This is a genomic window from Colwellia sp. BRX9-1 (assembly GCF_014077195.1).
Taxonomy (GTDB): Bacteria; Pseudomonadota; Gammaproteobacteria; order Enterobacterales; family Alteromonadaceae; genus Colwellia_A.
The window spans coordinates 20,693-41,823 of sequence record NZ_JACGVM010000008.1 but is presented as its reverse complement, the minus strand read 5'-3'; the positions used below and the strand labels follow the sequence as shown (position 1 = coordinate 41,823).

Genomic DNA, 21,131 nt, shown 5'->3' with positions numbered 1-21,131 from the left:
GCTAAAATCTATGTACCTTTACCACTTTGGTTTAACGGAACTTCCGTTTACATTAACACCAAATACTGCATTTTATGTAGGGTTAGAGCCGCATAACGAGGCGTTAGCTGTCTTACTAACCGCGCTAAAAACAGGTGAAGGCTTTATAAAAGTTATCGGTGAAGTCGGTACGGGTAAAACCCTACTTTGCCGTAAACTGCTTAATGAAATACCTGAACATTTTGTAACCGCTTATATTCCTAACCCTTATTTAAAACCTGATGAATTACGACGAGCGGTGGCGGTTGAATTAGGTATCAAACAAGCACAGCGAATGTCAGTGCAATTGCTTACTCAACGTATTCAACAGCGATTATTAGAACTTCATTTAGCCGGTCATTCGGTAGTGCTTATACTTGATGAAGCACAAGCTTTACCAGAAGAAAGCCTTGAGGCTTTACGCTTATTTACTAATTTGGAAACTGAAACACGTAAACTTTTGCAAGTTGTGCTGTTCGCACAACCAGAATTAGATGAGCGCTTAGCGACGAAAAGATTTAGGCAGTTAAAGCAACGTATCACTTTTTCTTATAAATTACGTGCGATGACAGCGCCAGAAGTTCAACGTTATATTCAACATCGTATGCAAGTTGCTGGCTATAAAGGTGCTTCTTTATTTAGTGCCGCCATATCGAAGAAGGTGGCGAAAGTTAGTTTAGGGATCCCACGTTTAGTTAATGTGTTATGTCATAAAATGTTGATGTTAAGTTATGGCCAAGGTCAATATCAGATAACGAACAAGCATTTATCTGTAGCGATAGAAGATACCGAAGCAACAACTCAAGCGAGCAATGTTAAAGGCTATTTAAGTATTACGGGTCTGATCATTTCAGCCATCTTAATCGTCTATGTTTTAAAAAATTATGGAGTGATAGCTTGAGCGTAATTAACCAGATGTTAAAAGATTTAGATCAGCGTAAAGCTGAACAACAAGGTTCGAGTGATTTTACCGTACCTGTTTCTTCAGCGTCCTTAAATAAAAAAACTGTTTTTATCAGTTTACTGGTCATTATTTTATTAAACATTTGCGGTATTTTTGTTTGGCAAATGTATGTTGAAAACCAAACATTAAAAATGTCTAATTCTTCAGAAATCAATCGAGTTGGGAAAAAAGCCGAGCAAGATCAAGTCGTAATAAGTGAACACTTAGCGCAACCACCGAACAGCACTGAACCAGTAAACATGACCCAAAATAGCGTTGTAGCATCTAAACAGGCTAGTTTGAATAATAATTTGAAAAGAGAACAGCTAATTCAAGTTGACTTAAACCAAGCTAATTTAGCTGAAACTCTGTCTCAGAATATTACAACCGAAGAAGCGCCCAGTAAGATTGATGCACCAGAGACAAAAAATAGTGGCTTAGTGAATGACTCAAATATTCAACAAGCGTCAATTGACTCTTTAGCGCCAGTAGCGAAAAAATCAACATTAACAATATCTCGAAAAGCACTAACGCCTTATCAACTTGCTGAGCAAAAATTAAAACGTGCTGAGCAAGCGCTTGCCAACAATGATATTTCTAAAGCAGAAACTATGTTCGAAGATGTATTATTAGTTCTGCCAACACATAAAACAGCGAGAAAACATTTAGCGGCTTTATGGTTTGGCCGTCAATCTTATGCTGCTGCGTTAAACTTACTTTCTCAAGGCATTAACTTATCCCCTGATGATAGCGAATTTCGGGTGATGCAAGCTCGAATTTATTTACAGCAAAACAGACTACAACAAGCATTCGCCACTTTAAATAATATGCCGAATGTCAATGATGTTATTAATGTCGAATATCAGAGTTTACGCGCAACAACAGCGCAGCAACTTAAGGAATTCACATTTTCTGCACAAGCCTACCAAATTTTAGTTAATATCGAACCTACTTCGGGGCGATGGTGGTTAGGCTTAGGCGTAGCTTTGGACAGTAATAGTGAATTTAAGCAAGCAAGTACAGCGTATCAAAACGCATTAACTAAAACAGGGTTATCTGCAAGCGCTGAGAATTTTGCCCGTCAGCGTATTATCGAGTTGGGAGAATAATTATGGCAGCACCTAAATTAAAAATGCGCCTAGGCGATTTATTAGTACACGAGCATATCATTACTAATGAACAATTAATGCAGGCACTGAATAGCCAGAAAGCGACAGGACGAAAACTAGGTGATACCTTAATTGAACTTGGCCACATCGGCGAGCGTCAATTACAAGAGTTCTTAGCGCAACAGCTTAATGTTCCTTTCTTAGATATTAGCCAACGTCGTATTCCCAATGAAGTCGCGTCATTATTACCAGAAGTTCATGCACGTCGTTTACGCGCGTTAATCATTGAAGATCAAGGTGAAAGTGTCTTGCTAGGGATGAGCGACCCTGCTGATTTAAGTGGTCTAGACCAGCTTGAAAGAATGCTTGCTCCGAAAAAAATAAACCTTGCTGTAGTCATGGAATCACAGCTTTATCAAGCATTTGATGGCTTGTATCGACGCACAGCAGATATTGAATCATTCGCCAGTCAGTTAGAAGAAGAGTATGAACAAACCACTGATTTCGATTTATCATCAACATTTTCAGATGACAGCGGTGATGCAACGGTTGGTAAATTATTACAATCGGTCTTTGAAGATGCGGTGCAGATGCGTGCCTCTGATATCCATATTGAGCCAGATGAAAATCTATTGCGCATTCGTCAGCGAATAGATGGAGTATTACAAGAAAATATATTAAAAGAAAATAAAATTGCCTCAGCTATGGTTTTACGATTGAAACTAATGGCTGGCTTAGATATTTCAGAAAAACGTTTACCACAAGATGGCCGTTTTAATCTTCAAATTAAAGGCCATAATATTGATGTGCGTATGTCTACTATGCCAGTACAGTACGGTGAATCGGTCGTTATGCGATTACTTGACCAGTCTGCAGGTTTGCTGTCTCTTGATAAAATTGGAATGCCTGCCGACTTAGTCGCCCGTGTTCGTCACCAAATTACCCGGCCACATGGTATGGTGCTAGTTACAGGGCCAACAGGTAGTGGTAAAACAACAACTTTATATGGCGCGTTAACCGAACTTAACCAAGCGAGTAAAAAAATTATTACCGTGGAAGACCCAGTAGAATATCGTCTACCTCGGATAAATCAGGTGCAAGTAGCACCAAAAATCAATTTAAATTTTTCAACCGTGTTACGTACTGCACTTCGTCAAGATCCCGATATTATTATGGTTGGCGAAATGCGAGATCAAGAAACGGTCGAAATTGGTTTGCGTGGCGCATTAACAGGTCACTTAGTGCTATCAACACTGCATACCAATGATGCCATTACCAGTGCCTTACGATTAATTGATATGGGCGCAGCGGGTTTTCTTGTTGGTAGTTCATTACGCGCGGTGATTGCACAACGTTTAGTGCGCAAGGTCTGTGAATATTGCCTTGAAGACCATTCGCCAGACAGTCAAGAAATGATGTGGCTTACTCATCTTGCTGGTGATGAAGCCACAACAGCCAATTATAAAAAAGGTCGTGGCTGTCAGTCATGCCAGTATACAGGTTATAAAGGACGTATAGGTGTATTCGAATTATTAGAAATGAATGATTCGATGATGGCGGCTTTAAAACGTGATGATGCTGAAGCATTCACTGAATTAGCAAAAGCTAATCCTACTTTCACACCGATAGCACAAGCGGCATTTAATTATGCTAAACAGGGTATTATTAGCGCAGAAGAAGTACTTCGTTTAGTTGATAGTATTGACGTTCAGGGTTAAGAGTAGACTTACTTATGGCTATATTTAGTTACGTAGGCAGAAATGCTAGCGGCTCACAAGTTAAAGGGACAATAGAAGCAACAAACGCTAATACGGTTGCTGAGCAATTGTCACGTCAAGGCATTATTCCCGTTGCTATTAATAAATCAAAAGATAGCAGTTCAACAGATATAGCAAATATAGATATTGGTGATTTACTGGGCTTTTCTGTTATATCACTGGATGAACTCATTGTCTTTTGTCGACAAATGTATGCACTTGTTCGTTCGGGTGTGCCAATATTACGCGCGATCAACGGTATGGCAGAATCAAGTACATCTGATAAATTAAAAGTTGCTTTAACTGATATTGGTAGTCAATTAGAAGGGGGCTACACCCTTTCAACCGCTTTAAGTAAATACCCTAAGCTTTTCTCACCTCTATTTGTTTCGTTAGTCCATGTTGGCGAGAATACCGGACAGCTAGATGGTTCGTTCTTAAAGCTGGCCAATTATCTTGAACGAGAGCAAGACACCCGTAAACGAATAAAAACCGCCTTACGTTATCCAAGTTTTGTCCTCGGCGCCATTGTGATTGCTATGGTCATTTTGAATATTTTTGTTGTCCCTACATTTGCAAATATGTTTGCAAAATTAGGCGCTGACTTACCCGTGACTACAAAAATGCTAATTGCCAGTTCGAATTTCTTTTTAAACTACTGGCCTCATCTGCTTGTAGGAAGTGTATTTGGCTTCTTTGGCCTAAAAAATTATTTAAAAACTGAACGTGGTATGTATTTATGGGACCGACTAAAAACAAAATTACCGGTTGTCGGAGGGGTGATTGAACGGTCTATTCTGTCACGATTTTCCCATACATTTGCCATTGTACTTAAAGCCGGTGTTCCTTTAACAACAGGATTGACCTTAGTTGCAGACGCCGTAGATAACACTTATATGCGAGATAAAATTTTAGCCATGCGCGGTGGTATTGAAAGTGGAGATAGTTTATTGCGCTCAGCCAATGCCAGTAAGTTATTTACGCCTCTCGTTTTACAAATGGTGGCTGTTGGTGAAGAAACCGGTCGAGTAGACGAGCTTCTAGAAGAAGTTGGTGATTACTATGAACGCGAGGTTGATTACGAACTGAGTACGTTAACGGCTCGTATTGAGCCGATAATGATCGCTATTGTTGCCGCTATGGTATTGGTGCTTGCATTGGGTATATTTACTCCAATGTGGGACATGATGTCGGCCTTTAAAGGTAAATAGTGTTTGTCTTTAATTGTTACGTTTGATTATTATCAATGTAATGAGCCTATGACTTGAAACGTAGATCAATTTAGCTGGTTGATTTAATCGTTGAGGTATTTATAGCCTAATAATTTTTATGGACTAAATTAGTTATAATATGACATTACAACAGGTAAGTGCTAAAAAGGGTAAGTCGTTAGCTGAAAATCTGATCATACTCGCTATGATTGGCTTACTTATGTCGACATTCCTCTATTATTTTTTTAAACAAGAGCAGCATTTATCCCGTGTAGGTTTTGATTCTGTTGCCAATACATTTTCCGCACGAGTTATAGGTATTCATGCGCAATGGTTTATGGATAATAAACCCAACTGGGTCTTGATCAAAGAAGCAACAGCAGTCAATGGCGATCGCGAAAATAATCGCATTGCCGTAAACAAATTGGGTTGGGTTGATATAGCAACTGTAAATAACCTAAGTAATGAAAACGAGTGTCAGAAAATATGGCAACAAGTGTTAGCAACACCTATGATTTATATAAAACAGCCTATTTCAGCAGTAATAGTCAATATAAAAACTAATCAAGTGGGGCAGCAACAAAAATATCTTTGCCAATATAGCTTACCTTCGGGTGAATATTTTGAATATCACCCAAGCAACGGTAAGGTTACTGAAATAAAAATACATTAATAAAAAACATTGAATTTGTTTTATATACGTTAATAATGCTATAAAAGTACACTAAGTAAGTGACTTTATTAGTAAATCGTTGTTAGAATCAATTTATAACACTAGTCAAAGCGCTAGCAAAACGATAGAAGAGGTTGTGATGAAAAAACAAGCAGGTTTTACACTCATTGAATTAGTCATTGTTGTGGTTATTTTAGGTTTCTTAGCGGTAACGGCCATTCCTAAATTTATTGATTTAACTGATCAAGCTAAACAAGCCAATATCGAAGGTATGGCAGGTGGTTTTGCAACGGGTATTTCTCTAGCTAGAGCTCAGTGGGAAGCTGAAGGGCGCACGACTACTGGCACAAATAACACCACAGTTTATGATGGTGTGAGTCTAACATTAACCACTGAAGCAGCAGGTGTACGTCCTGGTTATGTAACGGGTTTAACCGATGGGGCAACATTAGGTGGTGGCTTCGACGCAGCGAACTGTAAAGAAATTTGGGATAATATTTTTCAACAACCTCCAACACTAGAAACATTTACTAACTCAGACAGTACAACAAATTATATTGTTGCTGAAACAGGTGATGTCGCTGACTCACATTGTATTTATTATTTAACAGAAACATTGAATAAAGACGCAACAACGGGTGCTTTTGTTGACCCGGGTGTAGCAAATATAGGCAACAATTTTACCTATTATCCTGCGACTAGTCGTGTAGAGATTAATATTGCAGTAATAAACTAATCGTTAGATAGATAAGAATTTAAAATTAAATTAAAAGGTAAATTATGAAAAAATTACAAAAGCAAGCCGGTTTTACGTTAATTGAATTAGTTATCGTTATCGTTATTTTAGGTATTTTAGCGGCAACGGCAGCACCTAAGTTTATTGATTTGACTGGAGATGCGAAAGAATCAGTAATGCGTGGAGTCCAAGGTAGTCTTAACAGTGCAATCGATTTAGCGCATTCAAAAGCGTTAGTCACTGCCCAAACAGCTGCCACAGGTGAATTTTCAATTGGAACAGTATTTTATGCCTTAGAAGATGGTTATCCTTCTGCGGCAGGTGCTGGGGATGCTGATGGTACTACAACTAATGGTTTTGGTGTTGCTGAACTATTAGAACTAGACACAGAGATAACAGGAACAGCCGCGAGTCCTGCTATCTTTCAGCATTCAGCTGCATCAGTTCCCGCTAACTGTCAGTTGTCTTATGCAAATGCAGCTGATAATAATACACGTCCTGTAATAACCGTTACATTGAGTAGTGCTGGTTGCACATAAGTTTTAGTTTAACAAAAAGGAGAGTATTTACTCTCCTTTTTTGTTTTAACGATTCAACCTTTCGACACTCGCTAAAATTGATCAGATAATTAATGAGTAATGGTCAGTACTCAATCCATAAGGTAAACTTTTTTAGAAAGAGTTATAAAAATAGTAAAGGTCAAATATCATGAACTCAAAAGGGTTTACCTTAATCGAGCTTGTGGTTGTTATTGTTATTCTCGGTGTTTTAGCCGCAACAGTAGCACCAAAATTCATCGATCTTAAAGCTGATGCTCAAACTGCAACATTAGAAGGCGTGAGAGCTGCGATGCAAAGTTCTGCAGCACTTATTCACAGCAAGTCTTTGGTAAAAGGAAATCATAATGAGGCGACAGGAACTGTTAATATTGATGATGGCGGAGGTCTCAATAATGATGGTGAATTATCTCTTAATTATGGTTATCCGGTAGCAAATGTTGGTGAGTGGCAACGTATACTTAGTATAGGTGATAATTTTAAATATAGAGCACTTGGTGGAACCACAGGAAGAGTTGTTGCCATATACCGCGATGAAATCACCGCACCAACAAGAACATCGGACCCATGCATCACTTACTATATAAGGGCAGCCGATGCTAACACTCCACCGCAATATATTATTAATAAGTGTATTTAAAGTATAAGGCAAGGTGAGGAGCTACTATTGACTTATAATAAATCGAGTGCAAATATTCTGAGAAAGTTTAATCGTGGCTTCACTCTCATTGAATTAGTCATTGTTATTATTATTTTAGGTATTCTTTTAGCAACTGCAGTACCTAAATTTTTCACATCAAATGGCTTTTCTGAATATACATACCGTAGCGAGGTTATTACTAAACTTCGTTTAATTCAAACTCGTTCCATGCAACAAGTTAACGATCCTTGTCATCAACTTATTGTCACTTCAAATAAACTTGGCAAGGCAACTTGTGATACACCCCCAATATTTGTTGATCAAACCAAAAAAAGAGCCACTTTAGTTGAAATCGATATTAACGACAATATAACCTTTAGTCCTTCAGGGCTTAATTTTTCTTTTGACGATATGGGACGACCACAAGGTTGTAATCAACCTTGTGATATTACAATTTCTGGTGAGCAGTTATTGAAAGTGCGTATTGAGTCAGAGGGCTACATTCATGCACTCTAAGCCAAAAGAAACAATAAAATCAGTTTCGTCATTACAACAAGGCTTTACTCTAGTTGAAACTATTATAGGTATCGTCGTATTATCGATATCCTTTTCTATTTTTACGACATTGATTTATCCATTAGCCAATCAAAGTGCGGAGCAAGTCCACCAAATTAGAGCTGTTGAATTGGGACAGTCGATGATTAATGAAATCTTAGGTAAGGCGTTTGATGAAAAATCAGATATGTCTGGAGGCTTTTACCGTTGTGGTGATGACATTAATAATGACGGAGATATTAAAGAGGAAGATGGCGAAAACACCTGCTCTAATCTATTAGAAAATGAAGAGTCTGATCAACGTGAATCATATGATGATGTTGATGATTATAACGGATTAATTGTTATCCAAAACTCACTGGGCGAGTCCTCGGAAGATATTTATATAGGTTACCAACTTAGTGTAACTGTTATTAATGATGGTGATTACGATGGTATCTCAAACGGTAATTTAAATACCTCTAATTACACAGCAAAACTTATTACAGTTACTATTACCACCCCCCAAAATTTTGATTTTGTGTTTGCAGCTTATAAGGCTAACTTCTAATGTCTAGGTCTCCATTTAAACAGAAGGGCTTTACTTTAGTTGAATTAGTTGCGGTCATGGTGATTTTAGGTATTGTCGCTGTCAGCATAACCAGTTTTATTCGCTTCGGTACACAAAGTTATACTGACTCCGTTGATCGCGAAGAGTTAATCTCAACAGCTCGATTTGTTGTTGAAAGGTTGAATCGTGAAGTGAGAAATGCACTACCCAACAGTGTTCGTGTTGTAAGTGGTGTTGATAAACAATGTTTGGAGTTTACGCCTATTGCTCAAAGTGCGATCTATTTAGATATTCCTGTAGCGCCTGAGCAACCATCTAATAAAATAACATTGGCACCTTTTACCAGTGCTTTAGTTGACGACAGTAGACAAATTTCAATATATGCACTTAACGCTGATGATATATATAACAACACCAATGGAGTGATCGCTGACTTTGATTCACTTTCTCCTTTGTTAAGCAAAAGTGAACTTAATGATAGCACCCCCGAAGTTATTTTAACGTTAGATACATTTGTATTATTTGGTGCCGATTCGCCAACTAATCGTCTTTACTTTATAGAGACGGCAATTGCTTATTGTCTTGAAAGTGGTAACTTATATCGATATAAAAACTATGCAAACTCTGCCACTGACAACACTCCGATTCGCAGCAACAACGGAATTGAAGATAATTGGAGTTTAATGGCTGAGCATCTTGAAAAGACTGTATTACCTTTTAGAGTTGTAGACGTCACATTACGACGAAATGGTTTGGTTTTGATCAAGTTAGATTTTTTTATAAATTTGGAAAATATAATTTTTAGTAACGAAATACAGGTGCCAAATGTTCCATAATAAACAAAACCGAGTATCTTCATCATTTTGTAGCTGGACAAGTCTGAAAAAATATCAAGGTAGCTCATTAGTCATCGCTATTTTTATTATTGTTGTTATGTCGCTTCTTGGTGCAGCCTTAGTTAAGATTTTAGCATCAAGTCAACAAAATGTTACGTTTGAAGTATTAGGAACTCGTGCTTATACGGCAGCACAAACAGGTGTTCAGTGGCAGTTAGCACAGTTATTTCCTGTTGGTTTAATGAGTAGCACTGAGCAAGCATGTAATGATGTAAGCCATGTACCGCCGACAATCGATAATACCTCGGGCTTACAAGGCTGTTATATTATAAATCCAATCGAATGTAATGACTTTCTTCACGATGGTGTTCGATACTATACTATTACAAGTGTTGGGCAGTGTGACATTGATGGTGAAGTCACTTCAAGAATCATCGAAGTAGAAGCTCGTAGTTTATAGACTTATTAATAAGCTTTATGTGCTGTTGTAGATAAAGTGTTAGTTTTTTTTACAGTTTACTTTTTTAATTAATTTATATATAGCTTATCCTGTTGTTTTTAAGCGTTTATTTTTTGTTGGCATGCAATATGCAAATTGATGTGTGTTGTACTGTGTCGTTTTTCATTAATTGAGGTTTTATAATGATAAAATTTGCGTTTAAATTAATTGTGCCATTTCTTTTGCTCTTTTCTAGTATTTCTTTTGCTGGCTATATTAAAACTGATTTGGCTAATGACACTTATATTACTTATAAAGGTTATGATTGGACTTGGGCTGCACCGATTAGTACAACTAACTTTTCTGGTATTGACCCAACTACCGATGAATGGGTAGATAATATATTTGAGGACCCGACAGTACACCTTGGTTGGATGGCTATTATTGATAACGATATAAAGCAATTGTTCACTGAACTTACATTGGGTGATTTTCAACGCAATGGGGAAATAATTCAATCAGTTGCCTACTGGAATTCACACTTCGTACATGTTGATACTGGAGACTTTACTGTTAAAGTTGGTATTAAAGGTGCAGATGGTTATGTTTATGAAGAAAATGATACGTTTTATGTACGTAATATTGCCAGCAGGCCAATATTACCGGTACCTGAACCATCAACCATTATGATTTTTGCTATTGCGTTAATCGCTTTATCTTTGAGAAAACGCGCGATTAAATAATTTGAATACGCAGTAAATAAAATTAAAAACAGCCTCGTCAATACGGGGCTTTTTATTGCCTTAAAATAATTATATAGGACCTATATTAGGCTCGCTAAATTTATTTGAAAAGATGTGCCGATAAAAAACAGTTGGCTTTTAAGCCGAACATTCATCTTTATTCATTAGTCATCATGAAATTTTATTCACCGATAAATATGATTAATTAGCATGGTAATCTCGTGGTAAAATGCTGAAATTTATTAAATAGGTTATCCAAAAAGATTGATTTTTAATTCGCGGCGAGTGTAAAAATATTTTTGTCATTTTATGGTAATAATTAGGGAACTATTGGTGTTGAATACAAGACTAAAGATTGGCGAAAGTGTAACTGCACCGCAAAAGTAAGTAACACAACCGATAAACGTAATTGTGCAATTGTAACATTTTGTCCAAATCGAGAAAATGTTACTATGACTTTTTAACAAGAATGAGGGATTTAATACATTATTGATTAACAATTCCCTCAATTTTGGCTTAGTCATTAAAAATATGCTAAAAAAGTGATGTTTTTTATCATTCAAACAACACAAATTTGAAACACTCAGGTATGATTAGCCCATATAATATATTATTAACAAACTTGACAAAATGCTCATTGATTAACTCAATGCTTTGTTGAGAATAAAAGAGATTAATTCTCTTTTTATAACACTTTAGGATATTTAGATCTTATGTTTAAAAAATTACGCGGCATGTTTTCTAATGATTTATCAATAGATTTAGGAACGGCGAACACTCTTATTTATGTAAAAGACCAAGGCATCGTTTTGAATGAGCCTTCGGTAGTTGCTATTCGCCAAGACCGCTCTGGTGGTTCAAAAAGTGTAGCCGCAGTAGGTTCTGCTGCAAAACAAATGCTGGGCAGAACGCCAGGTAATATTGAAGCTATTCGCCCAATGAAAGATGGTGTTATCGCTAACTTTTTTGTTACTGAAAAAATGCTGCAATACTTTATTAAACAAGTTCACAGTAATAATTTTTTACGCCCAAGTCCTCGTGTACTTGTTTGTGTTCCTTGCGGTTCTACTCAAGTTGAACGTCGCGCTATTCGTGAGTCTGCACTTGGTGCTGGCGCCCGTGAAGTTTATCTTATTGACGAACCAATGGCTGCGGCTATTGGTGCAGGTATGCCAGTTTCAGAAGCTACAGGTTCGATGGTAGTTGATATTGGTGGTGGTACCACTGAAGTCGGTATTATTTCATTGAACGGTGTGGTTTATTCTTCTTCTGTACGTATCGGTGGCGATAAGTTTGACGATGCCATTATCAATTACGTACGTCGTAACTTTGGTAGTTTAATTGGCGAAGCAACCGCTGAGCGTATTAAACATGAAATTGGTTCAGCCTACCCAGGTGAAGAAGTATTAGAAATTGAAGTACGTGGCCGTAACTTAGCTGAAGGTGTTCCTCGTAGTTTTACGTTGAACAGCAATGAAATATTAGAAGCACTACAAGAACCACTAACCGGCATTGTTAGTGCTATTATGGTTGCTTTAGAGCAAGCGCCACCAGAACTAGCCTCTGACATTTCAGAACGTGGTATGGTACTTACTGGTGGTGGCGCATTATTACGTGACTTGGATCGTTTATTAATGGAAGAAACTGGCATTCCTGTTGTCGTTGCTGATGATCCACTTACGTGTGTGGCTCTTGGTGGTGGTAAAGCGCTTGAGATGATTGATATGCACGGCGGCGATTTATTCTCTTATGAATAAGTAACCTTCCGTCTGTCGTTGTAGGGTAAATTTAGCGGGTAGAAGTACTTATTGACTGATGTCATCTTGTATCTATTACTTAAATTTACCTATGTAGCTTAACGATGACCATTCCCTAAATAAATTTTAGGTTTATATGAATCCAATATTTAAACATGGCCCTTCCCCTCAGCACCGACTCTTGTTGGTGCTGTTTTGTTCTGTGTCTTTAATTTTTTTCGATCACAAAATGAATAGCTTTGAAAATATTCGAGGTTATTTACAGTCTCTGGTCAGCCCCTTACAGTATTTAGCGACGACTCCTAAGCAAGTCATGACTTGGGCTGCCGAAAATATTGTTACGCGGCGACAACTACTCAGTGATAACCAGCAATATAAAGTTGAAGAATTGCGTTTTCATCAACAACTATTAGAACTTGAAATTATCAAGAAAGAAAATAAGCGGTTGCGTTTATTACTGGCGTCGCCGATACGTGGTGAAGTAAAGAAAATGGTCGCTGAAATAATATCAGTCGACTCTGATCCGTATAGTCAGCAAGTCGTTATTAACCGTGGCAGTGATGATGGTGTCTTTGAAGGTCAACCTGTTATTGACGATGAAGGTATTGTTGGGCAAGTATTACATGTGGGTATTAATAGTAGTCGGGTTATTTTAATTACTGATGTCACTCACGCCGTACCTGTTAGAGTTAGTCGAAATGGTGTGCGTTTAGTCGCTTCAGGAACAGGACAAATAGACAGATTAACCCATAATTTTGTGCAACACAGTACGGATGTTCGCACGGGTGATTTATTAGTAACTTCAGGTCTTGGTGATAAGTACCCTGAAGGGTATCCTGTTGCACGAGTGACCAAAGTTTCACAGAATGATGCAAATGCCTTTGCTTTAGTACAAAGTCAGCCGGTCGCTAAAATTGATCGATTACGCTATTTATTATTGCTGTGGCCTGAAAAAGCATCAGAGATTTTTGCGCCTTCGCAAAAAGTAGTAACACCAAACGTACCTGATAATAAAAAAAGTGAAGATAACACAGGACTAAATAATGTCGATACGTAACCTTTTGATTATTATTTTTACTACGGTTATCGCTTTAATCGCCAGCATTATGCCATTACCCCAGAGTATTGATGTTTTTCGTCCAGACTGGGTGTTAGTGGTATTAGTATACTGGTGCTTAGCCTTACCCGCGCGTGTTAATGTTATAACCGCTGGTTTTGTTGGCTTATTACTTGATGTTTTACTGGGGTCTATTCTCGGTGTGCACACGATGGCGATGGCCCTTGCTGTTTATATTATCGCGGGCAACTTTCAAAAAATTAGAAATTTCTCTGTTTGGCAACAATCACTCATTGTTGGTGTTTTATCGGCGTTATATCATTTAATTGTTTTTTGGATGCAACGGTTTTTAACTGATGCCGTGTTCCTACCTAGTTATTTATATCCGGTGATCACAACGATTGTACTGTGGCCTTGGGCGTTTTTATTATTAAGAAAAGTACGTCGTCACTTTCGTATTACTTAACCCCTGTTATTGACCCGTTAACTGAGTAATTTTTCTATGAAGCCTGTTTTAATTTTAGCGTCACAGTCACCACGAAGAAAAGAATTACTTAGCCAACTGGGTTATCAATTTCAAACTATTTCTGCTGATATCGATGAAAGCATCATCGACAATGAATCACCAAGCGATTATGTGTTACGTTTGGCGATTGAAAAAGCGACGGTAGTCTCAAAAAATCAAGTAGTAGGCAGTGTCGTGCTCGGTTCTGATACTAGCGTTATTTTCGACAATCATATTCTTGGTAAACCGGAGAATATTGCAGCATGCTGTCAACAACTGCTAATGTTATCAAACAACACTCACCAAGTACTGACCGCCATTGCCGTTGTAAAAAACAAACAAATATTATCCGCGGTTATTTCTACGGATGTTACCTTTAAAAAATTGTCTGTTGAAGAAATTAAGCGCTACTGGCATACCGGTGAACCTCAAGATAAAGCAGGCTCGTACGGTATTCAAGGTATTGGTGGACAATTTGTGACACAAATTAAAGGTAGTTATTCTGCTGTAGTCGGTTTACCTTTATATGAAACAGCAAAATTATTGGCTGAGTTAGGTTTACCTACCCCTGTTCAAGACCAAGCAAGCCCCCTCAGCGACGGAGAAATTTTATGAGCGGTGAATTACTGATTAATGTAACCCCAAGTGAAACTCGAGTTGCGCTAATAGAAAATGGCGTATTGCAAGAAGTTCATGTTGAACGTGAATCTCGTCGTGGTTTGGTTGGCAATATTTATCTAGGTAAAGTTATTCGGGTTTTACCGGGTATGCAAGCAGCCTTTATTGATATTAATTTAGAAAAAGCCGCGTTCTTACATGCTTCAGACATCAACACTAAACTCATTATTAGTAATGACGATTTGCCCGCTGACCACGTACCTGACATTAGAGCGTTAGTGCATGAAGGCCAGCAAATTGTGGTTCAGGTCATTAAAGATCCACTGGGCACCAAAGGAGCGCGCTTAACCACAGATATTACCGTAGCCGCTCGATATTTGGTGTTAATGCCAAATGCTAATCATGCGGGCATATCACAACGTATTGAATCTTCAAAAGAGCGCAATCGTCTCAAAGATATTATTACGCCATATTGTAGTGAGGAACACGGCTTTATTGTTCGAACGGCTGCTGAAGGTGCTGATGAAAAAGAATTAAAACATGATGCTGAATTTTTACGTCGTGTCTGGAAAAAAGTGCAAGACCGTAAAAAAAGAAAGCAAATGAAAGCGCCTATCTATCAAGATCTTTCATTAGCATTTCGTGTACTCCGTGATTTTGTTGGTATTGATCTTGAACGAATTCGTATCGATTCAAAACTGACTTTTGAGCAGTTGCGGGAATTTACCGAAGAATTTGTCCCTAATTTAACCCCTTTTTTAGAAAATTACCCAGGGGAGCGACCAATCTTTGACTTGTTTGATGTCGAAAATGAGATACAAAGAGCGTTGCATAGAAGAATTGAATTGAAGTCGGGTGGTTACTTAATTATTGATCAAACCGAAGCGATGACCACGATTGATATAAATACCGGTGGATTTGTCGGCCATCGTAATCTAGAAGAAACTATTTTTAATACTAATTCAGAAGCCACACAAGTCATTGCTCGACAGTTGAGACTGAGAAATCTAGGTGGCATCATTATTGTCGATTTTATTGACATGAACAGTGCCGAGCACCAAAAACGTGTGTTACACAGTTTAGATGTAGCGATGGCGAAAGATAATGTTAAATACAGTATTAGTAAGTTTTCTAAGCTCGGCTTAGTAGAAATGACCCGTAAACGTACCCGAGAGAGTTTAGAACATATATTATGTGGCGAATGTTCAGTGTGTTCAGGTCGAGGGCATTTAAAAACTGTTGAAACCGTTTGTTTTGAAATTTTGCGTGAAATAGTACGAGTAAATCGCGCCTATGATTCAGATAAATTTACTGTTTATGCTTCTTCTGCAGTAAGTGAATCACTAATTAATGATGAATATCATCACCTTGCTGAGTTAGAAGTTTTCATCGGTAAGCAAATTAAAGTTCAGACAGAAACCATGTATAATCAAGAGCAGTTTGATGTGATTATGATGTAATTAAAAACTATCGATAAAGGCCAATAGGGTCTTATTGTTACTTAAACTTAGGTTTATAGTTCCAGACTAAACCTAAGTACCTACATCCGTGTAGGCAATTTAGTATATTGGCTTCAAAACCTGATTTGACGGTAAATAAATCAATCACCGTAAGTTAAAAATTAAGATAATTAAGTGTGTAGTAAATTCATTTTATGAGTATTTCAGCTTTTTCGAATCGTTGGTTAAATCGACTGTATAAAGTATTGGCAATTTTGTTGGTGCTTTTTGCGGTACTGATCAGTGCGTTTCGTTTATCTTTGCCCTACGCACATAATTTTCATCAAGACTTACAATATTATCTCAATGAAACTTATGACAGCAATGTAAGCATAGGTTCGTTGAGCATGGAGTGGGAGGTTGACGGGCCGACGATAGTTGTTGAAAAAGTCAATGTACTAGATACTCAAACCGCTAATATATTTGTGTCTCGCATGGAATTGACTGTTGATTTCTGGGGAAGCTTACGCCATCAAAAATTGATTTCTCAAGATATAACTTTAGCAGGTGTACAAGTTTTTTTTGATAAAGCATTATTAACGTCAAAAGATCAAAACGCGGAAGATAGTTCGGTTATTGCTACCATCAGCGATGTATTGTTTCAGCAAATTAATCGCTTTTCATTAATAAACAGTAATATCACCATACAAGATGAGTCAAAAACGCGAACTTTTTTGGTCGACCAACTTGCTTGGGTCAATAACGGTAATCATCATCGAGCTACGGGTAGTATGCTTATTGACGGGTTAACATCTAATAATATTAAATTTAATCTTGATGCATCTGGACAAGACCTTCGTGATTTAAGTGGTCAACTATACTTTGAAGCGAATAAGCTTAATGTAACTCCGTGGCTAGATACTGTTTTTGCTATCGAAAATGACAAAACTTATTCATCGGTTAATTTTAGTGCTTGGTATACCTTAAACAAAGGCAAAGCCAACAGATTACAAATCGCATTAGGCGATAATGAAGTGAGCTGGCTTTTTAAAGATGAATTACACAGTATTCGTATCGACGAAGGTAATATCTTGGTTGAAAATTTTGACGATGCTAAAAATATAAGCACTACAACCACACCATTACAGTTCTACACCAACAATAAGGCTTGGCAGCCTTTAACCATCAACACGAGAAGAACGGCCAATGGCCTACTTACGTATATTTCTTCATTAGAGCTGTTTGGTTTAGCTGACCTTTATCCACTTTTTTCTGGCCACCCAGAAAGTGAAACATTATTAAATGATCTTGCTCCGGTTGGACAGATAACCGACGTTTACTTGCTCAATAATGACGATGATATTAAAGCCGTAGCGCAATTTTCGGATGTTACCTCTTCGTTTAGTCAAGGGATCCCCGGCGTTGAAAATGTCAGTGGTGAACTTACCTTCACTCAAAAAAACTTGCAGGTTAAGTTGTTAGCTCAAAATGGAGAGCTAGATTTTGACCAACACTTTCTTTATCCCATTCCATACCAATCGATTGCTGCACAAGTTAATGTCGACTTTAATCATGCTGAACTATTAGTGAAAGTTCAGCAAATCGAAATGATATCAGAACAACTTAATGCTACCGCCGATGTAGAAATTAAAGCGCTAGAAGATGAAACAATCACGATGGCATTACTCGCTAATGTGCATCAAGGTGACGCTAAGCTCGCAAACTATTTTTACCCACATCTATTGATGGGACAGGAGCTGGTAGATTACTTAAACTTAGCCATCATTGACGGAGAATTCGCACAAGCGCAAGTGCTTTTTAATGGGCCACTCGATAAATTCCCATTTGAAGATAATAGCGGTATTTTTGTTGTTAATGCAGAATTGGTCAAGAGTAAATTTCAGTTTGATCCAAGTTGGCCGGTGATTAATGATTTTGATGCAAACTTAAATTTCACTAACAACAGCATGCTAATTACGGGTCGAGGTGGCGAGCTTACTGGCATAGACGTTACCGGTGTTAAGGTTGCTATTGATGATTTAGCTGGCCAACAAATATTAACGGTTGCCGCGAATTTTAAAGATACCCAAGCCAATGCAGTAAGTGACTTAATGAACAATAGTCCGTTGGCCGACACGGTTGGAGAGACACTAAACCAGCTACAAGTATCAGAAAACATTTCAGGTAGCTTTGCACTAAATTTACCTTTAAATGATCTTGATAGTGCTGTGGCAAGTGGCAAGGTTGAGTTCAAGAATAATAAAATAGCATTGCAAACACCTGCCATGAACTTTACGGAAGTGAATGGTGAATTGAGCTACGAAAATGATGTAATAAAGACGCAAGGACTGACATTAAATTGGCGAGAAATGCCCTTAGTACTGAAAGTAGAAGCCCAGGATACTAACCGTAAATATTACCAAACATTGATTAACCTACAAGCGCAGTGGCCAGAAACCGCTTGGAAAAAAGAGCTGCCAGAATTACTTGAAAAATATGGTCAGGGTCTGTTAGCGTGGCAAGGTGATTTAACGCTAAAGATGCACCACCAAGGTAGTTTTAGTTATGAACTCTTACTGGACTCTACTTTAGAAAAGATAGCACTTTCATTACCTGCGCCTTATAAAAAAATAGCCGATGATGTACTTAATGTTGCGGTAAAAGTTTCTGGAGAGGAAAATTCATCAGTACTTTACGCACAAATCGGTGATGAGCTAAATTTTTATGGTGAGTTAAATCATAGTAAAGTGCAATTTACTAAAGCACATTTAGTCTTAGGTAATGAACATATGTTATTACCAACGGAAGGCTTTCATATCACGACAAACTTATCTACCGCCTCAGTAACCGAGTGGCAACCGTTAATTTTTGATATTCTTGATGGCATAGAACAAGCATCGGTAAATACAGCTGCAGATAATGTTGCCCTGTTAAGTGCGCCTAAACGTATTAGGGGCAAGGTTGAAAAGCTTAATGTGTTAGGACAAGAATTAACTGACGTCTCTTTTAATCTTAACGATGAAGAGCAATGGTGGTTACTTGAATTGCAAGCCAAAGAAACACGTACCAAAGCTAAGTTTTATCCTGATTGGCATCAACAAGGGATAGAGCTTAATGCTGATTTTATTCATTTAACGGCAGATGATGAACTTGTTAATGAAAACCTTGTTGAGGAACCATCAGCAGAACCGATAAGTAACGATGTTATTTTCGCTAATATTCCGCCTATTCGTGGGAAATGTTCGAGTTGTAGCTATGGAAAATTTGATTTTGGTGAAGTTGATTTTTCTATTGAACGGTCTGCTGTCGATACGTTAACCATTAAAAAATTTACGGCTACACGGGGTAAAACACAATTAAGTTTTGATGCCAGTTGGCAACATAATGCCGATGAATCTCAAACCACTATTATAGGCAAATTGAAAGCGAAAAATGTTGATCAAGAAGTCGAGAAATTAGGTTATCCTTCAACGATAAAAGATAGTGAATTGGACATGTACTATAATTTTAACTGGACAGGTAGCCCATTAGATTTTGCGATAGGAAGCTTTAACGGTACAAGCCAAGTTAAACTTTCAGACGGATATTTAGCTGAAGTACCTGATCAAGCCCGAGCATTTTCACTACTCAGTTTACAGTCCTTAGTTCGTAAATTGAAGTTTGATTTTCGAGATATTTTTAGTGATGGTATGTTCTATGATTCCATTAAAGGAGATTTTGAGGTCAAAAATGGCGTTGTTTATACCGATAACACTTTCATGAAAGGTGCGGCAGGCGACTTATCTATAAAAGGTAATACCAACTTAAACGACCAAGTACTCGATTATAAAATGTCTTATAAGCCCAATTTAACCTCAAGCTTACCTGCAATTGCCTGGATAGCGACATTAAACCCATTGACCTTTATTGGTGCTTTGGCTCTTGATGGCGTTATTACCTCGCAAGTTGTTTCAGAATATAAAATTGAAGTTACCGGGCCAATTGACTTACCCGTAGTAAAAGTCGTCGATAAAAAAACCCAAAATATAAAAGTTGGCCGTTCAACACCTCCTGAAGTTATTGATATCATTCCTGATCAGAACAATATCACTCCTGTTACACCAGCAAATAAAACAGAGGGTATAAAAGATCACAAGGAAATAAACCTAGATGGTTAGACTTACGGCAATACAACTATGCTCTGTACCCAATGTTGAAGAAAACCTAGTGAGTATTGAGGCTGAATTAGCTCGATTATCGCCAGTTACTTCGAATGATGAACATATTGTCGTTTTACCTGAGTGTTGTTTGTTCTTTGGAGGAAAAGACGCCGAGCAATTAGCGGTATCTAAACGATCATTAAAAGATAAGCTGGCAACGTTAGCCAAAAAATATCAGGTGCTTTTGGTTGCTGGTAGTATTCCACTAGCAACCTCAGCCAAAATTGAAGATAAGTTTACTAACAGTAGTTGTATTTTTTCAGCGCAAGGTCATGAGTTAATACAGTACGATAAAATTCATTTATTCGATGCTAATGTTGAAGATAACGAAAAAAGTTATCGTGAATCTCGCTATACTCAAGCGGGTGATAAAATTTGTTGTTGGCAAGCTGAAAATGTAAATATTGGCTTAACAATTTGTTATGACTTGAGATTTCCTGAACTTTATCGCCAACTTCGCTTGTTAGGTGCTGATGTTATTACGGTACCAAGTGCCTTTACTACAGTAACTGGTCAAGCACATTGGCAAACATTATTACAAGCACGTGCCATTGAAAATCAAGTGTATATTGTAGCTGCAGGCCAACATGGTACGCATTTTAATGGTAGAGAAACATGGGGACACAGTATGATTATCAGTCCTTGGGGAGAAATACTTAGCTGTATAGAGCAAGGTATTGGTAGTATTAGTGTTGAATTTTCCCGTGACGAACTAGACAGAGTAAGAGCAGCAATGCCTGTTACTGAACATAATCAATTTGAAAGCACATTAAAACGCCCAAATTAAAT

General features: G+C 37.7%; 20 protein-coding genes. All 20 read left to right on the top strand.

Annotated features, from left to right (window positions below; all coding sequences use genetic code 11):
• Window positions 1–10: 10 nt before the first annotated feature.
• The 20 genes from H4J76_RS09530 to H4J76_RS09435 all read left to right on the top strand — a co-directional run bounded on the left by H4J76_RS09530 (window position 11) and on the right by H4J76_RS09435 (window position 21,129).
• Window positions 11–919, top strand: a complete 909-nt coding sequence (locus H4J76_RS09530) for an ExeA family protein (RefSeq protein WP_182215554.1) — start codon at window positions 11–13, stop codon at window positions 917–919.
• Window positions 916–2,070, top strand: a complete 1,155-nt coding sequence (locus H4J76_RS09525) for a lipopolysaccharide assembly protein LapB (protein WP_182230503.1) — start codon at window positions 916–918, stop codon at window positions 2,068–2,070. Before H4J76_RS09530 ends, H4J76_RS09525 begins: the two co-directional genes overlap by 4 nt.
• 2 nt (window positions 2,071–2,072) lie before the next feature.
• Window positions 2,073–3,788: a GspE/PulE family protein gene (locus H4J76_RS09520; protein ID WP_182215551.1), complete on the top strand. Its 1,716-nt coding sequence runs from the start codon at window positions 2,073–2,075 to the stop codon at window positions 3,786–3,788.
• 14 nt (window positions 3,789–3,802) lie between these two features.
• Entirely contained in the window at window positions 3,803–5,038 is a 1,236-nt protein-coding gene (locus H4J76_RS09515) for a type II secretion system F family protein (protein WP_182215549.1), read from the top strand.
• A 139-nt stretch (window positions 5,039–5,177) separates the two neighbouring features.
• The gene (locus H4J76_RS09510) at window positions 5,178–5,711 is read left to right on the top strand and encodes a hypothetical protein (protein WP_182215548.1); all 534 of its coding nucleotides are present in this window, start codon (window positions 5,178–5,180) and stop codon (window positions 5,709–5,711) included.
• A gap of 139 nt (window positions 5,712–5,850) precedes the next feature.
• On the top strand, window positions 5,851–6,447 hold the full coding sequence (locus H4J76_RS09505) for a type II secretion system protein (protein ID WP_182230502.1): 597 nt from the start codon (window positions 5,851–5,853) through the stop codon (window positions 6,445–6,447).
• Between the two features lie 44 nt (window positions 6,448–6,491).
• Window positions 6,492–6,986, top strand: a complete 495-nt coding sequence (locus tag H4J76_RS20170) for a type II secretion system protein (RefSeq protein ID WP_182230501.1) — start codon at window positions 6,492–6,494, stop codon at window positions 6,984–6,986.
• 169 nt (window positions 6,987–7,155) lie between these two features.
• The gene (locus H4J76_RS20165) at window positions 7,156–7,644 is read left to right on the top strand and encodes a prepilin-type N-terminal cleavage/methylation domain-containing protein (protein ID WP_182230500.1); all 489 of its coding nucleotides are present in this window, start codon (window positions 7,156–7,158) and stop codon (window positions 7,642–7,644) included.
• Between the two features lie 27 nt (window positions 7,645–7,671).
• Window positions 7,672–8,160, top strand: a complete 489-nt coding sequence (locus tag H4J76_RS20160) for a prepilin-type N-terminal cleavage/methylation domain-containing protein (RefSeq protein WP_310734072.1) — start codon at window positions 7,672–7,674, stop codon at window positions 8,158–8,160.
• Window positions 8,150–8,749, top strand: coding sequence for a prepilin-type N-terminal cleavage/methylation domain-containing protein (locus tag H4J76_RS09485; protein ID WP_182230499.1), 600 nt, complete (start codon window positions 8,150–8,152; stop codon window positions 8,747–8,749). The genes H4J76_RS20160 and H4J76_RS09485 overlap by 11 nt, the downstream gene beginning before the upstream one ends.
• Window positions 8,749–9,585 (top strand): PilW family protein, encoded by an 837-nt coding sequence (locus tag H4J76_RS09480; protein WP_182230498.1) that lies wholly within the window; start codon window positions 8,749–8,751, stop codon window positions 9,583–9,585. Before H4J76_RS09485 ends, H4J76_RS09480 begins: the two co-directional genes overlap by 1 nt.
• Window positions 9,575–10,045 carry a pilus assembly PilX N-terminal domain-containing protein gene (locus tag H4J76_RS09475; RefSeq protein ID WP_182230497.1) on the top strand — a complete coding sequence of 157 codons (471 nt, stop codon included), beginning with the start codon at window positions 9,575–9,577 and terminating at the stop codon, window positions 10,043–10,045. Before H4J76_RS09480 ends, H4J76_RS09475 begins: the two co-directional genes overlap by 11 nt.
• Window positions 10,046–10,227: 182 nt before the next feature.
• Window positions 10,228–10,767 carry a PEP-CTERM sorting domain-containing protein gene (locus H4J76_RS09470; protein ID WP_182230496.1) on the top strand — a complete coding sequence of 180 codons (540 nt, stop codon included), beginning with the start codon at window positions 10,228–10,230 and terminating at the stop codon, window positions 10,765–10,767.
• A 713-nt stretch (window positions 10,768–11,480) separates the two neighbouring features.
• Window positions 11,481–12,524 (top strand): rod shape-determining protein, encoded by a 1,044-nt coding sequence (locus H4J76_RS09465; RefSeq protein WP_070375565.1) that lies wholly within the window; start codon window positions 11,481–11,483, stop codon window positions 12,522–12,524.
• 136 nt (window positions 12,525–12,660) lie between these two features.
• A complete protein-coding gene (gene mreC / locus H4J76_RS09460) occupies window positions 12,661–13,581 on the top strand; it encodes a rod shape-determining protein MreC (RefSeq protein WP_070375566.1) in 921 nt (306 codons plus the stop codon).
• Entirely contained in the window at window positions 13,568–14,047 is a 480-nt protein-coding gene (gene mreD / locus H4J76_RS09455; RefSeq protein WP_070375567.1) for a rod shape-determining protein MreD, read from the top strand. The genes mreC and mreD overlap by 14 nt, the downstream gene beginning before the upstream one ends.
• A 36-nt stretch (window positions 14,048–14,083) precedes the next feature.
• A complete protein-coding gene (locus H4J76_RS09450) occupies window positions 14,084–14,701 on the top strand; it encodes a nucleoside triphosphate pyrophosphatase (protein ID WP_182230495.1) in 618 nt (205 codons plus the stop codon).
• Window positions 14,698–16,164 carry a ribonuclease G gene (rng, locus tag H4J76_RS09445; RefSeq protein ID WP_182175473.1) on the top strand — a complete coding sequence of 489 codons (1,467 nt, stop codon included), beginning with the start codon at window positions 14,698–14,700 and terminating at the stop codon, window positions 16,162–16,164. The genes H4J76_RS09450 and rng overlap by 4 nt, the downstream gene beginning before the upstream one ends.
• A gap of 194 nt (window positions 16,165–16,358) precedes the next feature.
• Window positions 16,359–20,300 carry a YhdP family protein gene (locus tag H4J76_RS09440; RefSeq protein WP_182230494.1) on the top strand — a complete coding sequence of 1,314 codons (3,942 nt, stop codon included), beginning with the start codon at window positions 16,359–16,361 and terminating at the stop codon, window positions 20,298–20,300.
• Window positions 20,293–21,129, top strand: a complete 837-nt coding sequence (locus tag H4J76_RS09435) for a carbon-nitrogen hydrolase family protein (RefSeq protein ID WP_182230493.1) — start codon at window positions 20,293–20,295, stop codon at window positions 21,127–21,129. Before H4J76_RS09440 ends, H4J76_RS09435 begins: the two co-directional genes overlap by 8 nt.
• The last annotated feature ends 2 nt before the right edge of the window (window positions 21,130–21,131 follow it).